The 21,057-nt window shown below is 75.5% G+C and carries 21 protein-coding genes; 13 read left to right on the top strand and 8 right to left on the bottom strand.

Annotation, left to right across the window (positions count from 1 at the left end):
• Nucleotides 1–72 precede the first annotated feature (72 nt).
• Together BJP59_RS18315 and BJP59_RS18310 are read left to right on the top strand one after the other, a co-directional pair.
• Nucleotides 73–1,410, top strand: a complete 1,338-nt coding sequence (locus BJP59_RS18315) for an ion channel protein (protein ID WP_228485171.1) — start codon at nucleotides 73–75, stop codon at nucleotides 1,408–1,410.
• A complete protein-coding gene (locus BJP59_RS18310; protein ID WP_228485170.1) occupies nucleotides 1,394–3,181 on the top strand; it encodes a SulP family inorganic anion transporter in 1,788 nt (595 codons plus the stop codon). The genes BJP59_RS18315 and BJP59_RS18310 overlap by 17 nt, the downstream gene beginning before the upstream one ends.
• Nucleotides 3,182–3,236: 55 nt before the next feature.
• Here the strand turns inward: BJP59_RS18310 and BJP59_RS18305 are convergent, their stop codons facing one another.
• Nucleotides 3,237–3,656 (bottom strand): phage holin family protein, encoded by a 420-nt coding sequence (locus tag BJP59_RS18305; protein ID WP_021483470.1) that lies wholly within the window; start codon nucleotides 3,654–3,656, stop codon nucleotides 3,237–3,239.
• Nucleotides 3,657–3,851: 195 nt separating this feature from the next.
• On the opposite strand from BJP59_RS18305, the gene BJP59_RS18300 reads away from it, so the two are divergent.
• From BJP59_RS18300 to BJP59_RS18290, 3 genes are all read left to right on the top strand, one after another.
• Nucleotides 3,852–4,547, top strand: coding sequence for a hypothetical protein (locus tag BJP59_RS18300; RefSeq protein ID WP_194521685.1), 696 nt, complete (start codon nucleotides 3,852–3,854; stop codon nucleotides 4,545–4,547).
• A 170-nt stretch (nucleotides 4,548–4,717) separates the two neighbouring features.
• A complete protein-coding gene (locus BJP59_RS18295) occupies nucleotides 4,718–6,724 on the top strand; it encodes a sensor histidine kinase (RefSeq protein WP_228485169.1) in 2,007 nt (668 codons plus the stop codon).
• Complete coding sequence (locus tag BJP59_RS18290; RefSeq protein ID WP_031315713.1) at nucleotides 6,721–7,389, top strand: response regulator transcription factor; 669 nt, start codon at nucleotides 6,721–6,723, stop codon at nucleotides 7,387–7,389. The genes BJP59_RS18295 and BJP59_RS18290 overlap by 4 nt, the downstream gene beginning before the upstream one ends.
• A gap of 4 nt (nucleotides 7,390–7,393) precedes the next feature.
• Here the strand turns inward: BJP59_RS18290 and BJP59_RS18285 are convergent, their stop codons facing one another.
• Together BJP59_RS18285 and BJP59_RS18280 are read right to left on the bottom strand one after the other, a co-directional pair.
• The gene (locus tag BJP59_RS18285) at nucleotides 7,394–7,771 is read right to left on the bottom strand and encodes a VOC family protein (protein WP_194521684.1); all 378 of its coding nucleotides are present in this window, start codon (nucleotides 7,769–7,771) and stop codon (nucleotides 7,394–7,396) included.
• Nucleotides 7,772–7,856: 85 nt separating this feature from the next.
• Nucleotides 7,857–8,300 (bottom strand): acetyltransferase, encoded by a 444-nt coding sequence (locus BJP59_RS18280; RefSeq protein ID WP_076403972.1) that lies wholly within the window; start codon nucleotides 8,298–8,300, stop codon nucleotides 7,857–7,859.
• A gap of 165 nt (nucleotides 8,301–8,465) precedes the next feature.
• Between BJP59_RS18280 and arsB the strand changes: the two genes are divergently transcribed.
• From arsB to BJP59_RS18265, 3 genes are read left to right on the top strand one after another with little or no spacing between them, the layout of a single operon-like run.
• Complete coding sequence (gene arsB, locus BJP59_RS18275; protein ID WP_194521683.1) at nucleotides 8,466–9,572, top strand: ACR3 family arsenite efflux transporter; 1,107 nt, start codon at nucleotides 8,466–8,468, stop codon at nucleotides 9,570–9,572.
• Nucleotides 9,569–10,585, top strand: coding sequence for a metalloregulator ArsR/SmtB family transcription factor (locus BJP59_RS18270; RefSeq protein WP_194521682.1), 1,017 nt, complete (start codon nucleotides 9,569–9,571; stop codon nucleotides 10,583–10,585). The genes arsB and BJP59_RS18270 overlap by 4 nt, the downstream gene beginning before the upstream one ends.
• Nucleotides 10,586–10,602: 17 nt before the next feature.
• Nucleotides 10,603–11,040: an arsenate reductase ArsC gene (locus BJP59_RS18265; protein WP_034655985.1), complete on the top strand. Its 438-nt coding sequence runs from the start codon at nucleotides 10,603–10,605 to the stop codon at nucleotides 11,038–11,040.
• Between the two features lie 50 nt (nucleotides 11,041–11,090).
• Here the strand turns inward: BJP59_RS18265 and BJP59_RS18260 are convergent, their stop codons facing one another.
• Nucleotides 11,091–12,509 (bottom strand): FAD-dependent oxidoreductase, encoded by a 1,419-nt coding sequence (locus BJP59_RS18260; RefSeq protein ID WP_194521681.1) that lies wholly within the window; start codon nucleotides 12,507–12,509, stop codon nucleotides 11,091–11,093.
• Nucleotides 12,510–12,592: 83 nt separating this feature from the next.
• On the opposite strand from BJP59_RS18260, the gene BJP59_RS18255 reads away from it, so the two are divergent.
• Together BJP59_RS18255 and BJP59_RS18250 are read left to right on the top strand one after the other, a co-directional pair.
• On the top strand, nucleotides 12,593–12,958 hold the full coding sequence (locus BJP59_RS18255; RefSeq protein WP_076403976.1) for an ArsR/SmtB family transcription factor: 366 nt from the start codon (nucleotides 12,593–12,595) through the stop codon (nucleotides 12,956–12,958).
• A gap of 115 nt (nucleotides 12,959–13,073) precedes the next feature.
• Nucleotides 13,074–13,937: a CPBP family intramembrane glutamic endopeptidase gene (locus tag BJP59_RS18250; protein ID WP_076403977.1), complete on the top strand. Its 864-nt coding sequence runs from the start codon at nucleotides 13,074–13,076 to the stop codon at nucleotides 13,935–13,937.
• Between the two features lie 10 nt (nucleotides 13,938–13,947).
• On the opposite strand, the gene BJP59_RS18245 is transcribed toward BJP59_RS18250, so the two are convergent.
• Nucleotides 13,948–14,241 (bottom strand): hypothetical protein, encoded by a 294-nt coding sequence (locus BJP59_RS18245; protein ID WP_021482941.1) that lies wholly within the window; start codon nucleotides 14,239–14,241, stop codon nucleotides 13,948–13,950.
• A gap of 112 nt (nucleotides 14,242–14,353) precedes the next feature.
• Between BJP59_RS18245 and BJP59_RS18240 the strand changes: the two genes are divergently transcribed.
• From BJP59_RS18240 to BJP59_RS18230, 3 genes are all read left to right on the top strand, one after another.
• A complete protein-coding gene (locus BJP59_RS18240; protein WP_228485168.1) occupies nucleotides 14,354–15,370 on the top strand; it encodes a 5'-3' exonuclease in 1,017 nt (338 codons plus the stop codon).
• 84 nt (nucleotides 15,371–15,454) lie between these two features.
• On the top strand, nucleotides 15,455–16,252 hold the full coding sequence (locus BJP59_RS18235; RefSeq protein ID WP_074804572.1) for an alpha/beta hydrolase: 798 nt from the start codon (nucleotides 15,455–15,457) through the stop codon (nucleotides 16,250–16,252).
• Nucleotides 16,253–16,370: 118 nt separating this feature from the next.
• Nucleotides 16,371–17,756, top strand: coding sequence for an FAD-binding oxidoreductase (locus BJP59_RS18230; protein WP_194521680.1), 1,386 nt, complete (start codon nucleotides 16,371–16,373; stop codon nucleotides 17,754–17,756).
• A gap of 39 nt (nucleotides 17,757–17,795) precedes the next feature.
• On the opposite strand, the gene BJP59_RS18225 is transcribed toward BJP59_RS18230, so the two are convergent.
• The 3 genes from BJP59_RS18225 to BJP59_RS18215 all read right to left on the bottom strand — a co-directional run bounded on the left by BJP59_RS18225 (nucleotide 17,796) and on the right by BJP59_RS18215 (nucleotide 20,996).
• Nucleotides 17,796–18,371, bottom strand: a complete 576-nt coding sequence (locus BJP59_RS18225) for a DUF4240 domain-containing protein (protein WP_194521679.1) — start codon at nucleotides 18,369–18,371, stop codon at nucleotides 17,796–17,798.
• A 70-nt stretch (nucleotides 18,372–18,441) separates the two neighbouring features.
• Nucleotides 18,442–20,217, bottom strand: coding sequence for an acyl-CoA dehydrogenase family protein (locus BJP59_RS18220; RefSeq protein WP_194521678.1), 1,776 nt, complete (start codon nucleotides 20,215–20,217; stop codon nucleotides 18,442–18,444).
• A 98-nt stretch (nucleotides 20,218–20,315) separates the two neighbouring features.
• A complete protein-coding gene (locus tag BJP59_RS18215) occupies nucleotides 20,316–20,996 on the bottom strand; it encodes a TetR/AcrR family transcriptional regulator (protein ID WP_194521677.1) in 681 nt (226 codons plus the stop codon).
• Nucleotides 20,997–21,057 lie beyond the last annotated feature (61 nt).

The raw sequence follows: 21,057 nt of genomic DNA, 5'->3' as shown, positions 1-21,057 counted from the left end.
GCCGCGCAGCGGCGCGGTGGGGGTGCCGCGGCTCCGGATGCGGTGCGACCACCCCCGTGGTTCTCTTCCCGTGTGTCCGACGCGCCGGCTACCGGGACGACGTCGGGTCGCCTCCTGCGCTCCGTGGTGCCGGCCCTCGTCGTCGGGATCGTCAGCGCCCTGACGCTCCTCGCGCTCTCCGAGCTCGCGACGTGGATCCAGCACCTCGTGTGGGACCGGCTGCCGGAGGCGTGGGGGGTCGCGAGCACGCGGACGTGGTGGACCGTCCTCGTGCTCACCGTCACCGGGCTGCTCGTGGGCGCCACGGTCCGGTGGGCACCGGGGCACGCGGGCGTCGACCCCGCGACGACCGAGCTGGTCTCCGAGCCGCTGCCCCTGCGCGCCCTGCCCGGCCTCGCGCTCGCCCTCGTCCTCGGCCTCGCCGGCGGGGTGAGCCTCGGGCCCGAGAACCCGATCATCGCCCTCAACGTCGCGCTCGCCGCGTGGTTCCTCTGCCGCCCCCGGTTCGGCGTCCCCGTGCCGGGCGCCGTCGCGCTCGCGCTGGCCGGGACCATCGGCGCGATGTTCGCCACCCCCGTCGCCGCCGCGCTCGTCCTCACGGAGAGCTTCGCGGAGCGCGGCGGGCAGAGCGGTCCCCTGTTCGACCGGCTGTTCGCGCCCCTGGCCGCGGCGGGCGCGGGGGCCGTGACCATGACCGCGGTCGGGGCCCCGACGTTCTCCGTCGACCTGCCCGACTACCCCGGCCCGGCCCTCGGCGACGTCGCGAGCAGCGTGCTGATCGGCGCCGTCGCCGCCCTCGTCACGGCGCTCGCCGTGGCCGCCCTGCCCGTCGTGCACACGCTGTTCCACCGCCTCCGCAGCCCCGTGCTGGCGCTCGGCGCGGGCGGTCTGGTCCTCGGTCTCCTCGGCGTCCTCGGCGGACCGCTCACGCTGTTCAAGGGCCTCGACGAGATGAAGGAGCTCGCGCAGCAGGCCGACACGTACGCCTGGTCCACGATCCTGCTCATGGCCGTCGTCAAGGTCGCGGCCCTCGTCGTCGCGGCGGCGGCCGGGTTCCGCGGCGGCCGCATCTTCCCGGCGGTGTTCATCGGCGTCGCGCTGGGCCTCTCGGCGTCGTCCCTCGTCCCCGCCGTGCCGCCCGCGATCGCCGTCTCCGCCGCCGTCCTCGGCGCCGTCCTCGTCGTGGCGCGCGACGGCTGGCTCGCCCTCTTCATGGCGGCCGTGACCGTCGGCGACGTCCACCTGCTCCCGGTGCTCTGCGTGGCCGTCCTGCCGCTGTGGCTCGTCGCCCGCTCGATGCCCCCGCTGCGCGTCGACCTCCCCCCGGGGACCCCCGAGTTCCCCGCGCTCGCCACCACCCCCGGCCCGGCACACACGGCGGAGGGCGGTGGTCGTGGCGGAGCGCGGTGACGACGACGCGACGACCGACACCGGCGCCGGCGCCGAGGCCGAGGTCCACGCCGACCCCGGGGCCGCGCCACCGCCCGGGCGGCGCGGGGCGGCCGGGCTGCTGCGGCGCGCGGGGCGACCGAGCCGCTCCGACGTCGTCTCGGGCATGGTGACCGGGCTCTTCTCCATCCCCGAGGGCATGGCGTACGCCTCCATCGCCGGGTTCAACCCGGTCGCGGGCCTCTACGCGGGCATCGTGCCCGCGATCGTCGGCTCGCTCACCGCGCGGACCGTCCTCATGATCACGACGCTCACGAGCGCCATCGCGCTCACGTCGCAGAGCGTGCTCGCGTCCGCCGGCCTGGAGCCGACCGACCCCGCCAACGTCGCGACGCTGACGATCATGGTCGGCCTGGTGATGCTCGTGCTCGGCGCGCTGCGGCTCGGCGCCGTGATGAGCTTCGTGTCCAACGCCGTCATGGTGGGCTTCTCGACCGGCATCGCGCTCCAGATCATCACGGGAGTCCTCGGCGACGCGACCGGGTACGACCCGCGCGGCGACAACCGGCTGTACCAGCTCGGCGACTGGATCGTGCACGTGACGTCGTGGGACCTCGCGTCCACGCTCGTCGCGGCCGGGACCGTCCTCGTGTGGGCGCTGGCCCGGTCGGTCCGCCGCCTCGTGCCCGTGGCGCTCCTCGTGTCCCTCGTCGTCGTGACCGTCGTCGTGGTCGCGGCGGGCATCGACGTGCGCCAGGTCGCCGACATCGCCTCGATCCCGTCCGCCCTCCCCGGCCTGTCGCTCCCCGACCTCTCGGTCGCGCCCGCGCTCGTCGGGGGCGCCGTCGCCGTCGCGCTCGTCGCCCTCGCGCAGGCCGCGTCCATCGCGCCGTCGATGCCCAACCCCGACGGCTCCCGCTCGGACACCGACGCCGACTTCCGCTCGCAGGGCTGGGCCAACGTGGCAGGCGGCCTCTTCCAGGCGCTGCCCAGCGGCGGCTCGATGTCGCGCACGGGCGTCGCCGCCGAGGCGGGCGCCCGGACCCGCTGGGCGGGCGTCGTGAGCGGCGTGTTCCTCGCCCTCGTCGTGCTGCTCCTCGGCGGACTGGCCGAGCTCATCCCCATGCCGGTGATCGGCGGGCTCATCCTCGTCGTCGGCGGCGAGCTCGTCTGGGGCAAGCGCCACGAGATCCTCCTCGTGCTGCGGACGTCGCCCCTGTCGTCGCTCGCGATGGTCGTCACGTTCGCCGCGACGACCCAGCTCCCCCTCCAGCAGGCCATCGTCCTCGGCGCGGTCCTGTCGCTCCTCCTGTACTGCGTCCAGGCGGCGCGCCAGTCCCGCCTCGTCCTCCTCACCCGCGAGCCCGACGGGCGCTGGCGCACGTCGCGGCGGACGCCCGCCCGGCTGCGCTCCGGCGAGGTCACCGTGCTCGAGTTCGCGGGGACGTCGTTCTTCGCCTCGCTCCCCCGCATCGAGGACCAGTTCCCCGACGGCTCCGGCGCCCGGCGTGCCGTGCTCGTCCTCGTGCTCCGGACGCTCCCCGACATCCCGTCCTCGGCGGTGATCGACCTGTTCCACCGCACCGCCCGACGGCTCGCCGCGCAGGGGAACCGGCTCGTCCTCGTCGGGGTGACACCCGCGATGCGCAACCTCCTGGAGCGGACCGGCACCGTCGACGAGCTCGGCGCCGAGGCCGTCGTCGACGCGACCGACGAGGTCCTGGGAGCGCTGGAGGCGGGGTTCCGCGACGCCGAGCGCTGGGCGCGCCGGGAGGACGCCGGGTCGGCCTAGGCGACCGGCTCGTCGGTCGCTCGTCAGCGGCGCGGTTCGGTGGCGCGGGACGGCGTCAGCCGCGCGCCGTCGCCTCGCGGATGCGCTTGTCCTCCTGGCGGCGGTCCCACCAGCGGGTGAGGACGAGCCACCCGAGGAGCCAGCCGCCGAGCGCGCTGATCAGCCAGACGACGACCGTCACCCCGATCCACGTGGAGGCCCCGGAGATCTCCAGGCCGTCGCCCACGAGCGTCGCGATCCACAGCGCGAGGAACGTCGACACGAGGCCGATGCCGCCGAGCACCGCGGACGCGTACTTGCGCGCCACGTTGAACACGAAGGGCGCGAGCACCCCCTGGGCCACCGCGAACACGAGGACGGCGACCGTGAACCCGGAGGCGTGCACCGTGACGCCGTCGAAGACGTTCGCGGCGACGAGGAGGCCCACGGCGGCGAGGACCACGTTGATCGCGAAGCTCAGCAGGAACCGGATCATGCCGCAACGGTCCCGCCGCGCGGGAGGTTCCGCAACCGCTGGTGCGGCGCGGGAGCCCGCCCCGTGCGACCTGCCCGGGAGGTCGGGACACCTGCCCCTGGGACCCGGGACGCCGCCCGGCCGACGCTGCGGGGGCCGTCGCACCGCGTGACGGGCCCCGGCCGCGGGTGGCGGCCTCGAACGGAAGGGCGTCCCATGCAGGACAGCTCGCTCACCACGCCGTCGGCGGTCGCCGACGGCACGCCCCGCCGCGCCCGCGGCACGACGCCCCGCGCGTGGGCCTGGACCGGGGTCGTCGCCGGCGTCCTCGGCCTCGTCTCGATCCAGTCCTCGATGGCGCTCGGCATCAACTGGGAGAAGACCGCGGGCGACGCGGAGGCGATCGTCGCCGACCTCTCCGGCCGCACGGGCACGCAGATCGTGTTCCACACCGCGACGATCGCGTGCGCGCTGCTCGTGCTCGTCTTCGCCGCCGGGCTCAAGCGGCGGCTCGACGGGCAGGCGCCCGCCGGGTCGATCCTCCCGACGGTCGCGGGCTGGGGGCTCGTGCTCGTCTCCGTCGCCGGGCTGCTGGGCTCGGGCCTCGACACGCAGTTCCTGTTCGGCCTCGGCGACACAGCGCTCATCGTCCCGGAGTCGGGCGCGTTCTACAGCGACTGGGTCGCGACGATCCCGTGGCTGTGGGTCGGGGCGGGCGTCGCGGGCGTCGCGCTCGGCGTCGCGGCGCTGCGGCACGCGGCCGCGCCGCGCTGGCTCGGCGTCGTCGGGTTCGTGCTCGGCGGGCTCGCGCTCCTCACGGGCGTGTCGCCGCTGCAGTACATGGCGGGGTTCGTCGGACCGATCTGGCTGCTCGTCACCGCGCTCGGCTTCGCCCTCGGGGACCGGCGCTGAGCGCGACGCGCGAGATCGGCGACGCGCGACGAGATCGGCGGGTCCGGTCGGGATCGGCGGTCTGGACCGCCGACCCCACACGGGACCGCCGATCTCGCCGTCGTCCACGGCCGGGTGATCTCCCGCCCGGGCCCTTCTCGCCGCGCGTGCCGCGGCCCTACCGTGGGCCCGTGGCCGAGCCCGGGCCCGGCCGCGCCGGGATGCCCCGCACGGGCTGGACGATCGGCGTCCTCGCCTGGGTGCTCGGCGTGTCCGCGCTCGCGCTCCAGCTCACGTCCGGCGTGCCGCTCCTGCTGGGCGACCTGCTGTTCGTCGTCGTGGACGCGACGGTCGCGCTCGTCTACGGCACGGTCGCGGCGGTGATCCTCGTGCGGCGGCCGCACGTCGTGGGTTGGCTCGTGGCCCTCGCCGCGATCGGCGGCGGGGTCGCGGCCCTGGGCGGCGGGTGGCGCAGCTACGCGTCGACCCACCCCGGCCTGCCCCCGCTCACGCCGCTCGCGGACGCCTACGGGTGGGCGTGGGTGCCGGGCACGGTCGGGCTCTTCGTCCTCGTCCCGTGGTTCGTGCGCGGCGGGCGGCTCGGCGCGGGCGCGTGGTGCGGGGTCGCGGGCGGCGTCGCGTCCATCACCTTCTTCTTCCTCGCTCCCTCCGACGACCCGCGCCCTGCGATCGTCGGCGTCGTCGTCATGGGGCTCGTCACCGCGGGCGCGACGGCGTGGCGCCGGTTCCGCGGGCCTGTCGAGGAGCGCCGCGGCCTGGGCCTGCTCGCGCTCGGGACGGCGCTCATGGCGCTGTCGTTCCTCCCGCTGCTCGGCACGTGGGCCGACCCGGACGTGCTCCTCGCGCTCCCCCTCACGCACCTCGCGTGCCAGGCGCTGTTCCCCGCCGCGATCCTCGTGTGCGTGCTGCGCAACCGTTTGTGGGGCATCGACCTCGTCCTCTCGCGCGCGACCGTGGCCGCGATGCTGGCCGTGGGCCTCGCCGTCGTCTACGCCGTGGTCGTCGTCCTCGCGACGACCGTCGTCGACGGTACCGCCGCGCAGGTCGTCGCGGCGGTCGGGGTCGCGCTCGCGGTGCAGCCCCTGCACACGTGGCTGCGGCACCGCGTGCGCACGCTCGTCTACGGGGAGGGGAACGACCCGGGCCGGGCGGCGCTGAGCGTCGGCCGCCACCTGTCGTCCGCGTCGACGGCCGACGACCTCGTCGTGAGCCTCGCCGTCGGCGTGCGCGAGGCGCTGCGCCTGGAGAGCGTGACGATCGAGCGGTCCGCACCCGGCCCGACGGCGTCCGGCAGCCCCGCGGGCCCGGCGCCCTGGGCGGGCCCCGACGGCCACCCGTCCGGCGACGCCGTCACGCTCCCCGTGGAGCACGGCGGGCGGGCGCTCGGCCGTGTCCACGTCGTCGCGCGGGCCGGCGAGCGGCTCGACGCCCGGACGCGCGACGCGCTCGAGCAGCTCCTGCCCGTGCTCGGCGCCGGTCTCGCGCTCGCGCGGGGCGCGCACGAGCTCGAGGAGGCGCGCGACGCCACGACCCGCGCGCGCCTCGCCGAGCGGCGCGTGATCCGCCGGGAGCTGCACGACGGCGTCGGGCCGTGGCTCGTGGGTCTGCGCCTCGGGCTCCAGGGCGCGCGGAACACGCTGCGGACCGACCCCGCGGCCGCGGCCGCGGTGCTGGACGCCCTGGGGGTCGAGGTGGCGCAGCGCGTCGAGGACGTGCGGGCGCTGTCCCGCAGCCTCCTGCCGCCGTCGCTCGACGAGCACGGTCTGGAGGTCGCGCTCGGCGAGCTCGCGGGGCGGCAGGCCCTCGGCGGGTTCGTCGTGGACGTGCGCTGCGACCCGTGCGGGGGCCTCGACCCGCGCGTCGCCGCGGCCGCGTACGCGATCGCGAGCGAGAGCGTCGTCAACGCCGCCCGGCACTCCGGGGCGCCGGAGTGCCGCCTGACGGTACGGCTCGGGGACGGCGCGCTCGTCGTCACGTGCGAGGACGACGGTCGGGGCGTCGCGCCGGACGCGGTGGCCGGCGTCGGCTCCCGGTCGCTGCGCGAGCGGGCCGACGAGCTCGGCGGCCGGCTCGAGGTCGCCGCGGTGCGGCCCGACGGCGAGCGCCCGGGCACGCGCGTGCGCGCCACGCTCCCGCTGGTCCCGGCCGGGGCGCTCGCGCGCGGGGCGGCGTCGTGATCCGGGTCGCGGTCGTCGACGACCACCCGGTGTTCCGGCTCGGCATGGCCGCGCTGCTGGACTCGTTCGACGGCGTGCGCGTCGTCGGGAGCGCGGCGTCGGCCACGGAGGCGCGCGCATTGCTCGGCCTCGGCCCCGGCGAGGATGCGGGCACTGGGGCGCGGGCCGACGTCGTGCTCCTGGACCTCGACCTCGGCGACGGGTCGGGCGTGGACGTGACGCGCGACCTCGTGCGCGCGGACCCGGCCGCACGCGTGCTCGTCGTGACGATGCACGAGGACGAGGACGCCGTCGTCGCGGCCGTGCGCGCGGGGGCGCGCGGGTTCCTCGTGAAGTCCGCGAGCCCCGCGGAGGTCGAGCGCGCCGTCCGCGCGGTGGCCGACGGCGCGATGATCCTCTCCCCGTCCGTCGCCGACCGGGCGATGGCGTACGTCGTGGGCGGGCGCTCTGCCGTGCGCGCCCCGTTCCCCCAGCTCACCGACCGCGAGCGCGAGGTGCTCGACCTCGTCGCGGCCGGGCTCGACAACGCGTCGATCTCCCGACGGCTCGTACTGAGCCCCAAGACGGTGCGCAACCACGTCGCGAACGTCCTCGCCAAGCTCGCCGTCCGCGACCGCGCCGCCGCGATCGTCCGGGCTCGCGAGGAAGGACTGGGCGGCGGCTGACGCGTCAGGCGTCGTCGTCCTGGATGATCGACAGCACGTTCCCCGCCGGGTCGGTGAACCACGCGATGAGCGGGCCGCCGCCGCGGAAGACGAAGTCGTCGTCCGTCTCGACGGGCGTGCCCGCGTAGCGCTCGAACGCCACGCCGCGCTCGCGGAGCGCGGCGACCGTGCCCGGCACGTCGGCGACCGGGAAGTTCAGCACCGTGAACGACGCCGGGGCGTGGGCCTCGCCCTTCGGGTAGACGAGCACGCGCGCACCGCCGCCGATCTCGAGCCAGAGCATGTCGTCCCCGCTGACGGTGAGGCCGAGGCCGTCGGCGTAGAACCGCCGCGCCGCGTCGACGTCGTCGACCGAGAACCCGCTGAACGCCGTGTCGAGCATGTCTCCTCCTGAGGTCGCGCGGGCGGGCGCCCGCTCTCCTCAGGGTCGACCGGCCGCAGGCCACCGGCTCATCGGTCGCGCGGCATCAGGCCTCGCGGCGCAGGTGCAGCAGCGGGAACGGGCGGCCCTGGTCGTCCGTCTCCGACCGCCCGGTCACCTCGAACCCCAGCGCCCGGTAGAAGGCCAGCGCGCCCGGGTTCTGCTCGTTGACGTCGAGCTCGACGACCGGAAGGCCACGCCCGACCGCGTCGAGCAGCGCGCGGCCGATCCCGCGCCCGTGCAGCGCGGGGTCCACGAACAGCATCTCGACCCGGTGCCCGACCGTCCCGGCGAACCCCGCCACCCGGCCGTCGACCTCCGCGACGGTGAGGTCGACGGCGCCGAGGTACTCGTCCCGCACGGCGGCCTCCAGCTCGCGCACGTCGTCGGGTCCGAGGAAGTCGTGCGTGGCCTCGACGGCGCGCCGCCAGACGTCGACCAGCGCGTCCGTGTCGTCGGGGCGGGCGGGTCGGAGCACGGGATCGGTCACGGCACGAGCATGCCACGGCCACGCGGTGGCCCCGAGAGGTCACGGGCGCTCCCGCACAGGAGGGGCACCAGCACTTGGCGACTGCATCGAGGCCTGTCAATATAGAAGCATGTCGATGCACTCCGCGCTTTCCTGGGTCGTCGCCACCGACGGGCCGGGCCTCCCGTGAGCACACCCAGCGCCGCACCGGGTCCGCGACTGTCGGCGCTCGACCGGTGGCTGCCGCTGTGGATCGGGCTCGCGATGGTCGCCGGGCTCGTCCTGGGCCGGTTCGTCCCTGCCCTGTCCGACGTGCTCGCCGCGCTGGAGGTCGGCGGGATCTCCGTGCCGATCGCCCTCGGCCTGCTCGTGATGATGTACCCGGTGCTGGCCAAGGTCCGCTACGACCGGGTGGGTGCGGTCACCGGCGACACGCGGCTCCTGGCCTCCTCGCTGGTCCTGAACTGGCTGGTCGGGCCTGCGCTGATGTTCGCCCTGGCGTGGTCCTTCCTGCCCGACCTGCCCGAGTACCGCACCGGGCTGATCGTCGTCGGCCTGGCCCGGTGCATCGCCATGGTCGTGATCTGGAACGACCTGGCGTGCGGGGACCGGGAGGCCGCGGCGGTGCTCGTCGCCATCAACTCCGTGTTCCAGGTCGTCGCCTTCTCGTTGCTCGGCTACTTCTACCTCACGGTGCTGCCCGCGTGGCTGGGCCTGGACACCCAGGGCCTGGACGTGTCGGTGGGGCAGATCGCGCTCAACGTGCTCGTGTTCCTCGGCGTCCCGCTGGTCGCCGGGTTCGCCTCGCGACTGGTCGGGGAACGCGCCCGGGGCCGCGCCTGGTACGAGGACCGGTTCCTGCCGGTGATCGGACCCTGGGCGTTGTACGGGCTGCTGTTCACGATCGTGCTGCTGTTCGCCCTGCAGGGCGAGACCGTCACCTCCCACCCGCTCGACGTCGCCCGGATCGCCCTGCCGCTGCTGGTGTACTTCGCGGCCATGTGGGGCATCGGCATCGTCGCCGGCAAGACGCTCGCGCTCGGCTACGCGCGCTCCACGACGCTCGCGTTCACCGCGGCGGGCAACAACTTCGAGCTCGCGATCGCCGTCGCCATCGCCACGTTCGGTGCGACCTCCGGCCAGGCCCTGGCCGGAGTCGTCGGTCCGCTCATCGAGGTCCCCGTCCTGGTCGGTCTCGTCTACGTCTCCTTGTGGCTCGCACGCCGCTGGTTCGCCATCGACCCCTACGCCGACCCGACCCGAGCACGAGAGCTGGAAGAGGTGAGGCCATGACCACCGCTCCCCTGCCGATGACCGTCACGGACACCGACTGCACGCCGCAGGTCGAGGCGCACGCGATCGGGACCGAGATCGCGGGCGCCGTCGCCACGACGCTCAAGGCCCTCGCCGAGCCGCTGCGGCTGCGCATGCTCTCCTTCATCGCGACCTCCACGGCCGGTGAGGCGTGCGTGTGCGACCTCGCCTCGCTCACGGACGTCTCGCAGCCGACCGTCTCGCACCACCTGAAGGTGCTGCGCGACGTCGGGGTGCTGACGTCCGAGCGACGCGGCACCTGGGTCTGGTACCGCGTCGCGCCGGGGTACACGACCGCGGTCACGACGCTGCTGGACTCCTTCGCCCCGGCGGCGCTCGGCGCCAGCCACGGTGCGACCGTCCTCGCCGGGCTCGACGACGTCGACGCCGCCCTCGACCACCTGGCCGAGGACCTGGCCGGGACCTTCGCCGACGTGCGGTTCGACGTCGTGCAGCGCGTGGTCCGCGAGTCGTACACCGACCTGGCCCGCTCGGCGAAGGTCTCGGCCCAACTGGTGCCGCTCACGGAACGGTTCGCCCGCCAGCGGCTGAGCGACCTGACCCGCCCCGCGGACGCGGGACCGCAGGTGCTGTTCGTCTGCGTCGCCAACGCCGGACGCTCCCAGCTCGCCGCCGCCCTGCTGCGCCGCTACGCCGGCGACCGGGTCGTCGTCCGGTCCGCGGGGTCGGCGCCCGCGTCCGACATCCACGAGGGCGTGCGCGAGAGCCTGACCGCGCTCGGCATCACCGCCGACGACGCGTTCCCCAAGCCGTTGACCGACGACGCCGTCCGCGCCGCGGACGTCGTCGTCACGATGGGCTGCGGAGACGTGTGCCCGGTCCTGCCCGGCACGCGGTACGAGGACTGGCTCGTGGGCGACCCGGCCCTGGCCTCCCCGGCCGGGGTCGCCGCGATCCGCGACGACCTCGACTCCCGCGTGCGCGCCCTGCTCGCCGACCTCCTGCCCGAACTCGACCTGCCCCCAGCCTGACCCCGGGAGACATCACCATGACCGAGAACGCCACCGCGAAGCCGTCCGCCCTGTTCGTCTGCGTGCACAACGCCGGTCGCTCCCAGATGGCCGCCGGGTACCTGCGCGCCCTGTCCGGCGGAGCCGTGGAGGTCCGCTCTGCCGGGTCCGCCCCGGCCGACCAGATCAACCCCGTCGCCGTCGAGGCCATGCTGGAGGAGGGCATCGACCTCCGCGCCGAGCACCCCAAGGTCCTGACCACCGAGGCGGTGCAGGCGTCCGACGTCGTGATCACCATGGGCTGCGGGGACGCCTGCCCGATCTTCCCCGGCAAGCGGTACGAGGACTGGGCCCTGGAGGACCCGGCCGGCCAGGGCATCGACGCCGTGCGCCCCATCCGCGATCAGATCCGCACCCGCGTACTGACGCTCCTCGACGAGCTCGGCGTCGCCCCGGTCGCTCTCCCGCGCGGCTGAGGAGCCGGCCGCGCGTCGGTCCCACCCGGACCCGACGCGCGGCCGGGCGCTCAGCCGTGGTCCGCGTCGCCCGAGCGTCCGTGCACGACGCCGGTAGCGAACCCGACCCCGGCCGGTGCCCCGACCCCGAGGGTGACCGGCTGCGGCGCCGCCGGCGCGGTGCCGCAGCACGACCCGCTCGCCCCCGCGCCGTCCGCCTCCAGAGCGAGGTCGGTCGAGCAGACCCCGGTCGCGGGGAGGGCCAGCTCGACCGCGTCGGCCGCAGCCCGGTCCCCTGCCAGCGCCGCCGCGATCGAGCGCACCTGCTCGTAGCCCGTGGCGAGCAGGAACGTCGGCGCACGCCCGTAGGACTTCATGCCTGCGAGGTAGAACCCGTCGTCCGGGTGGGACAGCACCTGCTCGCCGTGCGGCGGCACGGTGCCGCAGGAGTGCTGGTTCGGGTCGATGAGCGGAGCGAGCGCCGCAGGTGCCTCCACGACCGGGTCCAGGTCGAGGCGCACCTCGCGCAGCATGTCCAGGTCCGGCCGGAAGCCGGTCGCGTCGACGATCTGGTGCACCTCGAGGCTCAGCGCCCCGTCGCGCACGGTCCCCAGCACCTGGACGGTTCCGGCACCGGGGACGAGGCGTTCGATCGAGACGCGCGTGAGCAGCGTCAGCCGCCCAGCCTCCACGGCGGCCCGCAGGCGCGTGCCGAGCAGGCCTCGCGCAGGGAGCTCGTCGTCGGCTCCACCGCCGAAGAGGCGACGCGCGGAACCACCGCGGATCGCCCACGTGATCGTGGTGCCCGGCTCGGACTCGGAGAGCTCGACGAGGTTCAGGAGCGTGTTCGCCGCGGAGTGGCCCATCCCGACGACGAGGGTGTCCCTGCCTGCGAACCGGTCGCGCCGGGTGCCGAGCACGTCCGGGAGAGGTCCGGTGACGAACGCAGCCGACTCCTCCTCGCCCACGGCCGGAAGACCCGAGACCCCCAGCGGGTTCGACGTCGAGAACGTCCCCGACGCGTCGATCACCGCGCGGGCCAGCACGTCGGTCACCGTGCCGCCGGCGTCCACCGTCCGCACCCGGTACCCGCGCCGCTCCCGGCCGAGGGAGCGTGTCTTGTCCGCACCGTCGCGGGCGACCGACACCACTCGCGTGCCGGTACGCAGTCGGGGCGCGATCTGCGGCGTCGCGGCCAGCGGAGCCAGGTAGCGCCCCACGAGCTCCCCGCCGGTGGGCAGCGCGTCCGGATCCGGCTCCACCCACCCCGTCGCCTCCAGCAGGCGCCGCGCGGCGGCGTCGACGTCGTAGCGCCACGGCGAGAACAACCGCACGTGGCCCCACGACGCCACGGCCGCACCCGGCCCGTCGCCGGCCTCGAGCACGATCGTCTCCAGCCCGCGCTCCAGCAGGTGCGCCGCCGCGGCCAGACCCACCGGACCTGCACCGATCACCACGACCGGGAGCTCGTCCCGCCCCACCTCGACCATGAGCACTCCTCGTATTGAAGGTTATCGATGCGAGCATCGTGGACCACCCATCGATGAGTGTCAATGTGTGGCAGGATGGCCGCATGACGACGGCCACGCTGCCCCCGGCGCCCCCGCGCGGCGCACCCGGCTGCTGCGGCCCGGCCGCCACCGGGGCGGCAGACCCCGATGCTGCGCGCGAGCTCGCGCGCACCTTCAAGGCCCTGGCGGACCCGACGCGGGTCCAGCTCCTCGCGATCGTCGCCGCCCAGGAGGGGCACGAGGCGTGCGTGTGCGACCTCACCGGGCCGGTCGGCCTCTCCCAGCCGACCGTCAGCCACCACCTCAAGATCCTGGTCGACGCCGGTCTGCTGACCCGCGAGCAGCGCGGGCGCTGGGCGTACTACTCGCTCGTCCCGGGCGCCCTCGCCCGCGTCGCGGGGTCGCTCACGGAGATCGCGGGGCGCTGAGCGCCGCTTCGCCGCGCGCTCCCGTCCTCCTGTCCCTACGCTCGCCCCTGTCGGTGGCGCCGTCCGCACCGACCGGCCGTCGGCGACGGTCGTCCGACGACGAGCGAGGCACACGATGACCGAGCTGACCGGATCGATCGAGGAGGCCGGCCCCCGGTCCGGCTGGCAACGGTTCTGGGACCGCGGCGGCTGGTGGCGGGCCCTCCTGTTCGCGGTCCTCTACATCGCGGTGTATCTGGGGGTCGGGTGGCTCGTCGGGCTCACCCGGCTGGGGCCGGGCAGCGGCGAGGAGCTCCTCGACTCGTCCGGCACCGTGTTCTTCGGGCTGCTGCTGCCGATCCTCGTCATGGGCCTGCTGCTCGTCGTCTTCCTGCGGACCGTCCGGTGGCGACGCGAGGTGTTCGGGCCGCAGCCGGTCGCGGGCCGACCGTGGATGTGGGTCGCGGTCGTCCTCGTGCTCGTCCCGGTCGCGCTCCATCTCGCGGCGACGGACTGGGGCGCCTACGACGTCACGGTCGTCCTCACCGTCCTCGCGCTCGGCCTGTGCGTCGGGTTCGCCGAGGAGGTCCTGACGCGCGGCGTCGCCGTCACGATGCTCCGCCGGGCCGGGTACGGCGAGAAGGCGGTGATGGTGCTGTCGTCCCTGCTGTTCGGCCTCCTGCACACGACGAACCTCGTCTCGGGGCAGAACCTCCTGCTCGTGGGCACCACGGTGGTCTACGCGTTCGGCTTCGGCACGATGATGTACCTCTCCATGCGTGTCACCGGCAGCATCGTGCCCGCGATCCTCCTGCACGCGGCCACCGACCCGACGACGTTCCTCGCGACGGACGGCGTCGACGCACACGGCGCGAGCTCCGGCTCCGAGGCGCTGAACGCGATCGCGGGCACCTTCAACGTCGTGTTCGTCCTCGTCGGGATCCTCGCGATCTTTCTCGTCTCCGGCCGTGCGCGGGGCACCGCCCCGGCCGAGGGGTGACTCCCCCTCGTCAGGACCGTCGGCCGCGCAGCGCGATCGCAGGGCCGGAGAAGAGCGCGATGCCCAGCACGAACCCGACGTCGTACCAGGTCCCGTTGTTGTCGACCTCGTAGATGCTCACCGTGTCCGTGAAGAGGGACACGATGAACGTCACCGGCAGGATCGCGCCCTGCCACAGGCCCCACCAGAACCCGTAGCCCCCGGGGTTCGCGGCGACGTTCGGCCCGGCCGCGCACGCCCCCAGGAGCAGGAGCACCGCGAGGGCGAGGGCCGTGCCGGCTGCTCGTCGCGTCGTCGTGGACATGTCGCTCACCTCCGAGCACCAGTGAACCGCTCGCGCCGCCCGACGGCCAGGCCGGGTAGGCGCGACACTCCCCGGGGAGACCGGTGTCGGGGCCGTGCGGCAGGATGACCGCATGACGCAGAGCACGGACGACGGCGCCCCCGCGAGCAGCGACGCCACCCCCGGCGGCGAGCTCATGCTGCTCGACACCGCGAGCCTGTACTTCCGGGCGTTCTTCGGGGTGCCGGACTCGATCAAGGCGCCGGACGGCACGCCCGTCAACGCGGTGCGCGGCCTGCTCGACATGATCGCGACGCTCGTGACGGACCGTCGTCCGACGCGCCTCGTCGCGTGCTGGGACGTGGACTGGCGGCCGGCCTTCCGGGTCGAGGCGATCCCCTCGTACAAGGCGCACCGCGTCGCGGAGGTCGTCCCCGGCACGACGGGCGTCGAAGAGGTCCCGGAGAAGCTCGTCGCGCAGGTGCCGGTCATCGTCGACGTGCTCGCGGCGCTGGGCATCGCCCGCGTCGGGGCGGCGGGCTACGAGGCGGACGACGTCATCGGCACCCTCACCGCGCGCGAGGTCGCGCGCCGCGCGGCGGCGGGCGCGACGCCGGACCCGTCGGGCCGGGCGGCGGTCGAGGTCGTCACGGGCGACCGCGACCTGTTCCAGCTCGTCGACGACGCCGCGGGCGTCCGCGTGCTCTACCCGACGAAGGGCGTGAAGAACCTCGACGTCGTCGACCAGGCGCGCCTGCGCGAGCGGTACGGCGTCGCGACAGGCGCGGCCTACGCGGACATGGCGGTGCTGCGCGGCGACCCGAGCGACGGCCTGCCGGGCGTCCCCGGCATCGGCGAGAAGACGGCGGTCGCGCTCCTCGGGAGGTACGGCGACCTCGCGGGCGTGCTCGCGGCGCGCGACGCGGGCGACGCGGGACTGACGGCGACCCAGCGCCGTCGGCTGACCGAGGCGGCCCCGTACCTGGAGGTCGCCCCGCTCGTCGTGCGCGTCGCGCCGGACGCCCCGCTCGACGACGTCGACGACGCGCTGCCCACGGCCCCGGCCGACCCGGACGCGCTCGCCGAGCTCGGCGAGCGCTGGGGTCTGGGGTCGTCCGTGCAGCGCCTCCTGGACGCGCTGCGCGGCTGAGCGGCCGCTGCCCGTCCGGAGGGCAGACTGGGTCCGCCGCCGCGGACCGCCGGCGGCCCGTCCGACCCCGCCGGGAGGCGACCCGTGGCTCTCGTCCGCTGCAGCTTCTACTCCGACGTGCTCGAGGTGAGCACGTCGATGACCGTCGTGCTCCCCCAGGCCACGTCGACCCAGATCGGCATGGCCGGGTCGGCGAGCGCCCGCGCCGAGGGCGCCCCGGTGCTCTACCTGCTCCACGGCATGAGCGACGACGAGACCATCTGGACGCGCCGGACGTCGATCGAGCGGTACGTCGCCGACCGCGGGCTGGCCGTCGTCATGCCGCGCGTGGAGCGCAGCTTCTACGCCGACGAGGTGCACGGGCACCGCTACTGGACGTTCCTGTCCGAGGAGCTGCCGAGCCTCGTCGACCAGTTCTTCCGCGTGTCGACGCGCCGCGAGGACACGTTCGTCGCGGGGCTGTCGATGGGCGGGTACGGCGCGTTCCGCTGGGCCCTGCGGCACCCCGAGCGGTTCGCGGCGGCGGCGAGCCTGTCCGGGGTGCTCGACCTCGCCGACGAGTCGTACCGCGAGCGGCGTCTGCCGGACATCGAGCGCGTGTTCGGCGACCGCGAGATCGCCGGGTCGGACGACGACCTGCTCGCTCTGCTGCGGCGCGCCGCGGCCGAGGGCCGCACTGCCGACCTCCCCGAGCTGTTCCTCGCGTGCGGGACGGAGGACTTCCTCGTCGACGGCAACCGGGCGTTCGAGCGGGTGGCCGATGAGTCCGGCGTGGCGCTGCGGTCGGAGTTCTCGCCCGGGACGCACGAGTGGGGCTTCTGGGACCGCACCATCCAGGACGTCCTCGACTGGCTGCCGCTGGCCGGGACGCCACGAACCTGAGGCGGCGCCCTCCCTACCCCTCGGGCATGTCACAGACCGTGCCCGCGCGTCGTCGTCCAGGTGACCTGACCGCACCTCCGGCCGTGCAGCGCGCACACCGACGAAGGGGACCAGCACCATGACCGCCTCCACCACGCTCTCGCCCACCGACGTCGCCGCGCTGCGGGACCGCGTCTCGGGTCGCGTCCTCGCTCGCGGCGACCTGCCCGACGGCGGCCCCACCGCCGCGGAGGCCGTCGCCGCGCACAGCACGCTCGTCGCGCACGACCCCGACGTCGCGGTGCTCGCGGAGACGGAGGCCGACGTCGTGGAGGCCGTGCGGTTCGCGGCCCACCACGGGCTGCCCGTGCGGTCGCACGCGACGGGCCACGGCGAGTCGTCGCCGATCACGGACGGCGTCGTCCTCGGGACGAGCGGCCTCGCGGGCGTCGAGGTCGACCCGGCGTCGCGCGTCGCGCGCATCGGTGCCGGGACGCGCTGGAACGCGGTCGTCGACGCGGCCGCGGAGCACGGGCTCGCGCCCGTCACGGGCTCGTCGACGTCCGTCGGGGTCGTCGGGTACACGCTGGGCGGCGGGTACGGGCCCCTGACGCGCAGCCACGGCCTGACGTCGGACCGGGTGCGCGGGTTCCGGGTCGTGCTCGCCGACGGGTCGGTCGTCGAGGCGGGCCCGGACACCGAGCCGGACCTGTTCTGGGCGCTGCGCGGCGGCAAGGGCGGGCTCGGCGTCGTGACGCGGCTCGACCTCGAGCTCGTGCCGCTGCGCACGCTGTACGCGGGCTCGCTCACGTTCGACGCCCCGCACGTCGAGGAGGTCCTGCGCGGCTGGGCGTCGTGGACCGCGACCGCGCCCGACGACGTCACGACCTCGGTCGCGGTGCTCGCCCTCCCGGACCTGCCGTTCGTCCCGGAGCACCTGCGCGGCCGCACGGTGCTCGCCCTGCGCTTCGCCTACCCGGGCGACCCCGCGGAGGGCGAGCGCCTCGCCGCGCCGCTGCGGGCGCTCGCGCCCGCCCTCGCCGACACGGTGGGCGAGCTGCCCGTGACGGCCGTCGCGACGATCCACGCGGACCCGGAGGACGCCGGGCCGTCGTGGGTCTACGGCGCGGGCCTGCGGGAGGTCGACGGGGACTTCCTCGACCGGTTCCTCGCCGAGCTCGGGCCGGGCAGCGGGTCGCCGTTCGTCGCGGCCGAGCTGCGGCACGTCGGCGGCGCCGGGGCGCGCGACGTCGAGGGCGGGTCCGCCGCGGGCGGCCGTACCGCCGGGTTCCTGCTGAGCCTCGTGGGCGTCAACCCGCCGCGGCTGCCGGACATGGTCGCCGCCGCGGCCTCGTTCGCGCAGTGGTCGCAGCCGTGGGCCGCGACGGAGACGAACATCAACTTCCTGCCCGGGCCCTGGACGGACGACGCGCTCGCCCGGGCCTGGTCGCCCGAGACCGCGGCACGCCTCGCGTCGGTGCGCGCGGCGTACGACCCGACGGGCCTGTTCGCCTGGCGCATGTGACCCGGTCCGCCCCCGGTTCCCCGGGGGCGGACCGTCCCGTCACACGGCGAACAGGGCGGTGAGCCGCGGGAGGCGGCGCGCGTTCTCCTCGTCGTCGTCGAAGTCCCACTGCTCGCCGGCGGGCTCGCTGCGCGCCCGCACCGACGACGTCCGCTCGCGCGCCGCGTAGTACGCCTCGTCGTCCTCGCCGGTCGCGCGGGACCACGCGTCCCCGACGAGCGAGTCCAGCGACTCGAACCCGAACCAGGGCGACCCGCCGTCGGCCATCGCGGCGACGACGGGGTGGTCGGCGAGCGTGTCCGGGTCGGCCAGGGTGCGCTCGAACGTCTCTCGGCCCGTGAGGACGAGCCCGTCGCGGAAGTCCATGAACCCGTCGTCGCTGCACCCGCCCTCGACGAGGTAGGCCGCGCCCCACACCGGCCAGGCGTAGGCGTCGTTCGCCACGTCTCCCGCCACGTCGACGAACGCCAGCATCTCGTCGGCGGTCAGCCGCTCCACGAGGAGGTCGGTGAGGGCGCCGGGCAGCGGGTCGTCCTCGGCGCCGCGGTCGTCGGCACCCGCGCCCGCCCGCTCGCGTGCCGTCTCGACGATGCCCCAGAAGGTCTCTCGGTCCATGGCGCGGACGGTACGGCCCGGCACCCACAGCGGGCCCGGCCACCCGCGACGTCGGCGCAGGCCGGTCCGCTCACCGGTCCGGGGCGGTCCCGAGGTGCGTGTGCCGCGCGAGGATCGCGTGCGCGTCGGTGCCTCGCGGCAGGACGCCGTACCCGTGGCCGCGGTCCTCGCCGAGCCGGGCGGCGACGAACGCGTCGGCCGTGCCCGAGGGAGCGTGCCGCACCACGAGCGACGCCTGGAGCGCGAGGGCGAGCGACTCCACGACGCGACGGGCCTGCGCCTGCTGCGCCCCGGCGTCGGCCCCCGCGACCTCCGCGAGCAGACGGCGCGTGCGCGCGACGTGCGCGTCGAGGACGGGGTGCGCGCCCGCCGTCGTGGCGAGCTCCGCCTCGAACGCCGCGACGGACGCGGGCTCGCGGCCCATCGCGCGGAGCACGTCGAGCGCGATGACGTTGCCCGACCCCTCCCAGATCGCCATGACCGGCTGCTCGCGGTAGCGACGGGCGAGCGGGAACGCCTCCGTGTAGCCGTTGCCGCCCAGGCACTCCATCGCCTCGTACGCGTGGTGCGGCCCGCGCTTGCACACCCAGTACTTGCTCACGGCCGTCGCGAGGCGGCGGAACGCGCGGTCGTGCTCGGTCTCGCCGTCGTGCGCGGCGGCGAGGCGCACCGACGTGAGCGTCGCGGCCTCGGACTCGAGCGCGAGGTCGGCGAGCACCGCGGTCATCGCGGGCTGGTCCACGAGCGCCGCGCCGAACGCGGTGCGGTGCCGCGCGTGCCACAGCGCCTCGGTGACCGCCTGGCGCATGCCCGCGGCCGAGCCGTGCACGCAGTCGAGCCGCGTGCGCGACACCATCTCGATGATCGTCCGCACGCCGCGCCCGGGCTCCCCGACGAGGAAACCGACGGTGCCGTCGAGCTCGATCTCCGACGACGCGTTCGACCGGTTGCCCAGCTTCTCCTTGAGGCGCTGGATGCGAAAGACGTTGCGCGTGCCGTCCTCCAGCACGCGCGGCACGAGGAAGCACGACGGCGCCCCCTCGCCCGGTGCGCCCGGGACCTGGGCGAGCACGAGGAACGCGTCGGACATCGGTGCCGAGCAGAACCACTTGTGCCCCGTGAGCAGGTGGGCGCCGTCGGCCCCGGCGGGCACGGCCGTCGTCGCGTTCGCGCGCACGTCCGAGCCGCCCTGCTTCTCCGTCATCGCCATCCCGACGAGCACGCCGGGCTTGCTGCCCGGGGCCGCGAGGGCGCCGTCGTACCCGCGGGAGAGCAGGCGCGGCTCCCACATGGCGGCGAGCGACGGCGCGTGCCGCAGCGAGGGCACCGCCGCGTGCGTCATGGAGACCGGGCACGCGTGGCCCGGCTCGACCTGCGCGAACAGCGAGAAGACCGCGCCCCGCACGACGTTCGCGCCCGGCCCGGGCTCCGCCCACGCGCTCGTGTGCGCGCCGTGCGCGACGGCCGCCCCGATCACCTCGTGGTACGCCGGGTGGTACTCCACCTCGTCGATGCGGTGGCCCCGGCGGTCGTGCGTGCGCAGCACGGGCTCGTGGACGTTCGCGAGCTCGGCCGCGCGCTGGAAGTCCCCCGTCCCGACGAGCGCGCCGACCTCGACGAGCCGGTCCTCGCCCCACGCCCCGCCGTACGCGTGCACCGCCTCGCGCAGCACGGGGTGGTCGAGGTACTCGTTGACCCCCTCGCGCTCCGGCGGCTGGTTGGTCACGCGGTGGGTCGTGCGGGGTGCCGGGTGCGGGACGGCGGTCGCGGCGTCGGTGACGCTTGCGGTCCCGCTGGTGCCGGCGGCCCGGGTGGGGGTGTCGCTGCGGGTGTCGGTCGGGGTCACGGTGTCCTCCTGCGGCTCTGCGGGTGGCTCGGGTCGGTGCGGCGGTGCTCGGGTGCGGCCCGGACGGTCGGGTCAGGTGGGTGGTTCGGGCGGGCAGGTCAGGCGGGGGCGGGCGCCACCGTCCGGGCGCCCACGGCACACAGGCAGAAGCGCTGGATCGTGGCGACGACGGCGTCCCGCTCGCCGGGGGTCGGCGCCGGGCCCGTGGACCCGCCGTCGCGGGCCGCGGCGAGCGGCGACAGCGGGCCGGTGAGCGACTCGCCGATCGCCCCGACGAGCGCGGTCGCGACGACCGCGACGTCCTGGTCGGGGATCTCGCCCGCCGCGACGCCGTCGCGCACGACGTCCGCGAACGTCGTCGCGTACGCGCGGCGGTACTCGAGCCGCGCGGCGTCGACGGCCGGGTCGACGGGCTCGAGCAGGAGCGCCCACGCGAGCGTCGGGCCGCGCAGCGCGCGCCGCGCGAACGTGTCGACGGCGCGGCCGAGGCGCGCCGCGGTGCCGCCGCCGGGCGGGTCGTCCGGGCGTGCGGCGGCCGCCGCGCGCACCGCGTCGAGCTCGACGTCGGCCGCCTGGCGGAACACCGCGACGAGCAGGTCGGCCTTCGTCGGGAAGTAGGAGTAGACGCCGCCGGTGCTCACCCCGGCGCGCGCCGCGAGCGCCTGCACGCTCGCGCCGGCGAACCCGTGCTCGGCGACGATCGTCCGCGCCGCGTCGAGCAGGGCGTCGCGCTTGCGCTCCCGGGCGGCGCGCGTCGCCGGGGTCTCGCGGTAGGGCACGGGTCCTCCGTCGTCGTCGGGTGAACCGCCTCGGGGCGGCTTCCACGAAGAATTGAAGCAT

This window comes from Cellulosimicrobium sp. JZ28, from assembly GCF_015327065.1.
Classification (GTDB): Bacteria; Actinomycetota; Actinomycetes; order Actinomycetales; family Cellulomonadaceae; genus Cellulosimicrobium; species Cellulosimicrobium funkei.
This window is presented reverse-complemented; position numbering and strand designations above follow the sequence as displayed.

What these genes read in the sequence shown, in the direction of transcription:
- BJP59_RS18270 (WP_194521682.1), top strand. Translation starts at nt 9,569, where the DNA reads ATGACCACCGCTCCCCTGCCGATGACCGTCACGGACACCGACTGCACG.
- BJP59_RS18305 (WP_021483470.1), bottom strand. Translation starts at nt 3,656, where the DNA reads ATGATCCGGTTCCTGCTGAGCTTCGCGATCAACGTGGTCCTCGCCGCC.
- BJP59_RS18285 (WP_194521684.1), bottom strand. Translation starts at nt 7,771, where the DNA reads ATGCTCGACACGGCGTTCAGCGGGTTCTCGGTCGACGACGTCGACGCG.
- BJP59_RS18230 (WP_194521680.1), top strand. Translation starts at nt 16,371, where the DNA reads ATGACCGCCTCCACCACGCTCTCGCCCACCGACGTCGCCGCGCTGCGG.
- BJP59_RS18250 (WP_076403977.1), top strand. Translation starts at nt 13,074, where the DNA reads ATGACCGAGCTGACCGGATCGATCGAGGAGGCCGGCCCCCGGTCCGGC.
- BJP59_RS18245 (WP_021482941.1), bottom strand. Translation starts at nt 14,241, where the DNA reads ATGTCCACGACGACGCGACGAGCAGCCGGCACGGCCCTCGCCCTCGCG.
- BJP59_RS18225 (WP_194521679.1), bottom strand. Translation starts at nt 18,371, where the DNA reads ATGGACCGAGAGACCTTCTGGGGCATCGTCGAGACGGCACGCGAGCGG.
- BJP59_RS18260 (WP_194521681.1), bottom strand. Translation starts at nt 12,509, where the DNA reads ATGGTCGAGGTGGGGCGGGACGAGCTCCCGGTCGTGGTGATCGGTGCA.
- BJP59_RS18265 (WP_034655985.1), top strand. Translation starts at nt 10,603, where the DNA reads ATGACCGAGAACGCCACCGCGAAGCCGTCCGCCCTGTTCGTCTGCGTG.
- BJP59_RS18240 (WP_228485168.1), top strand. Translation starts at nt 14,354, where the DNA reads ATGACGCAGAGCACGGACGACGGCGCCCCCGCGAGCAGCGACGCCACC.
- BJP59_RS18255 (WP_076403976.1), top strand. Translation starts at nt 12,593, where the DNA reads ATGACGACGGCCACGCTGCCCCCGGCGCCCCCGCGCGGCGCACCCGGC.
- BJP59_RS18300 (WP_194521685.1), top strand. Translation starts at nt 3,852, where the DNA reads ATGCAGGACAGCTCGCTCACCACGCCGTCGGCGGTCGCCGACGGCACG.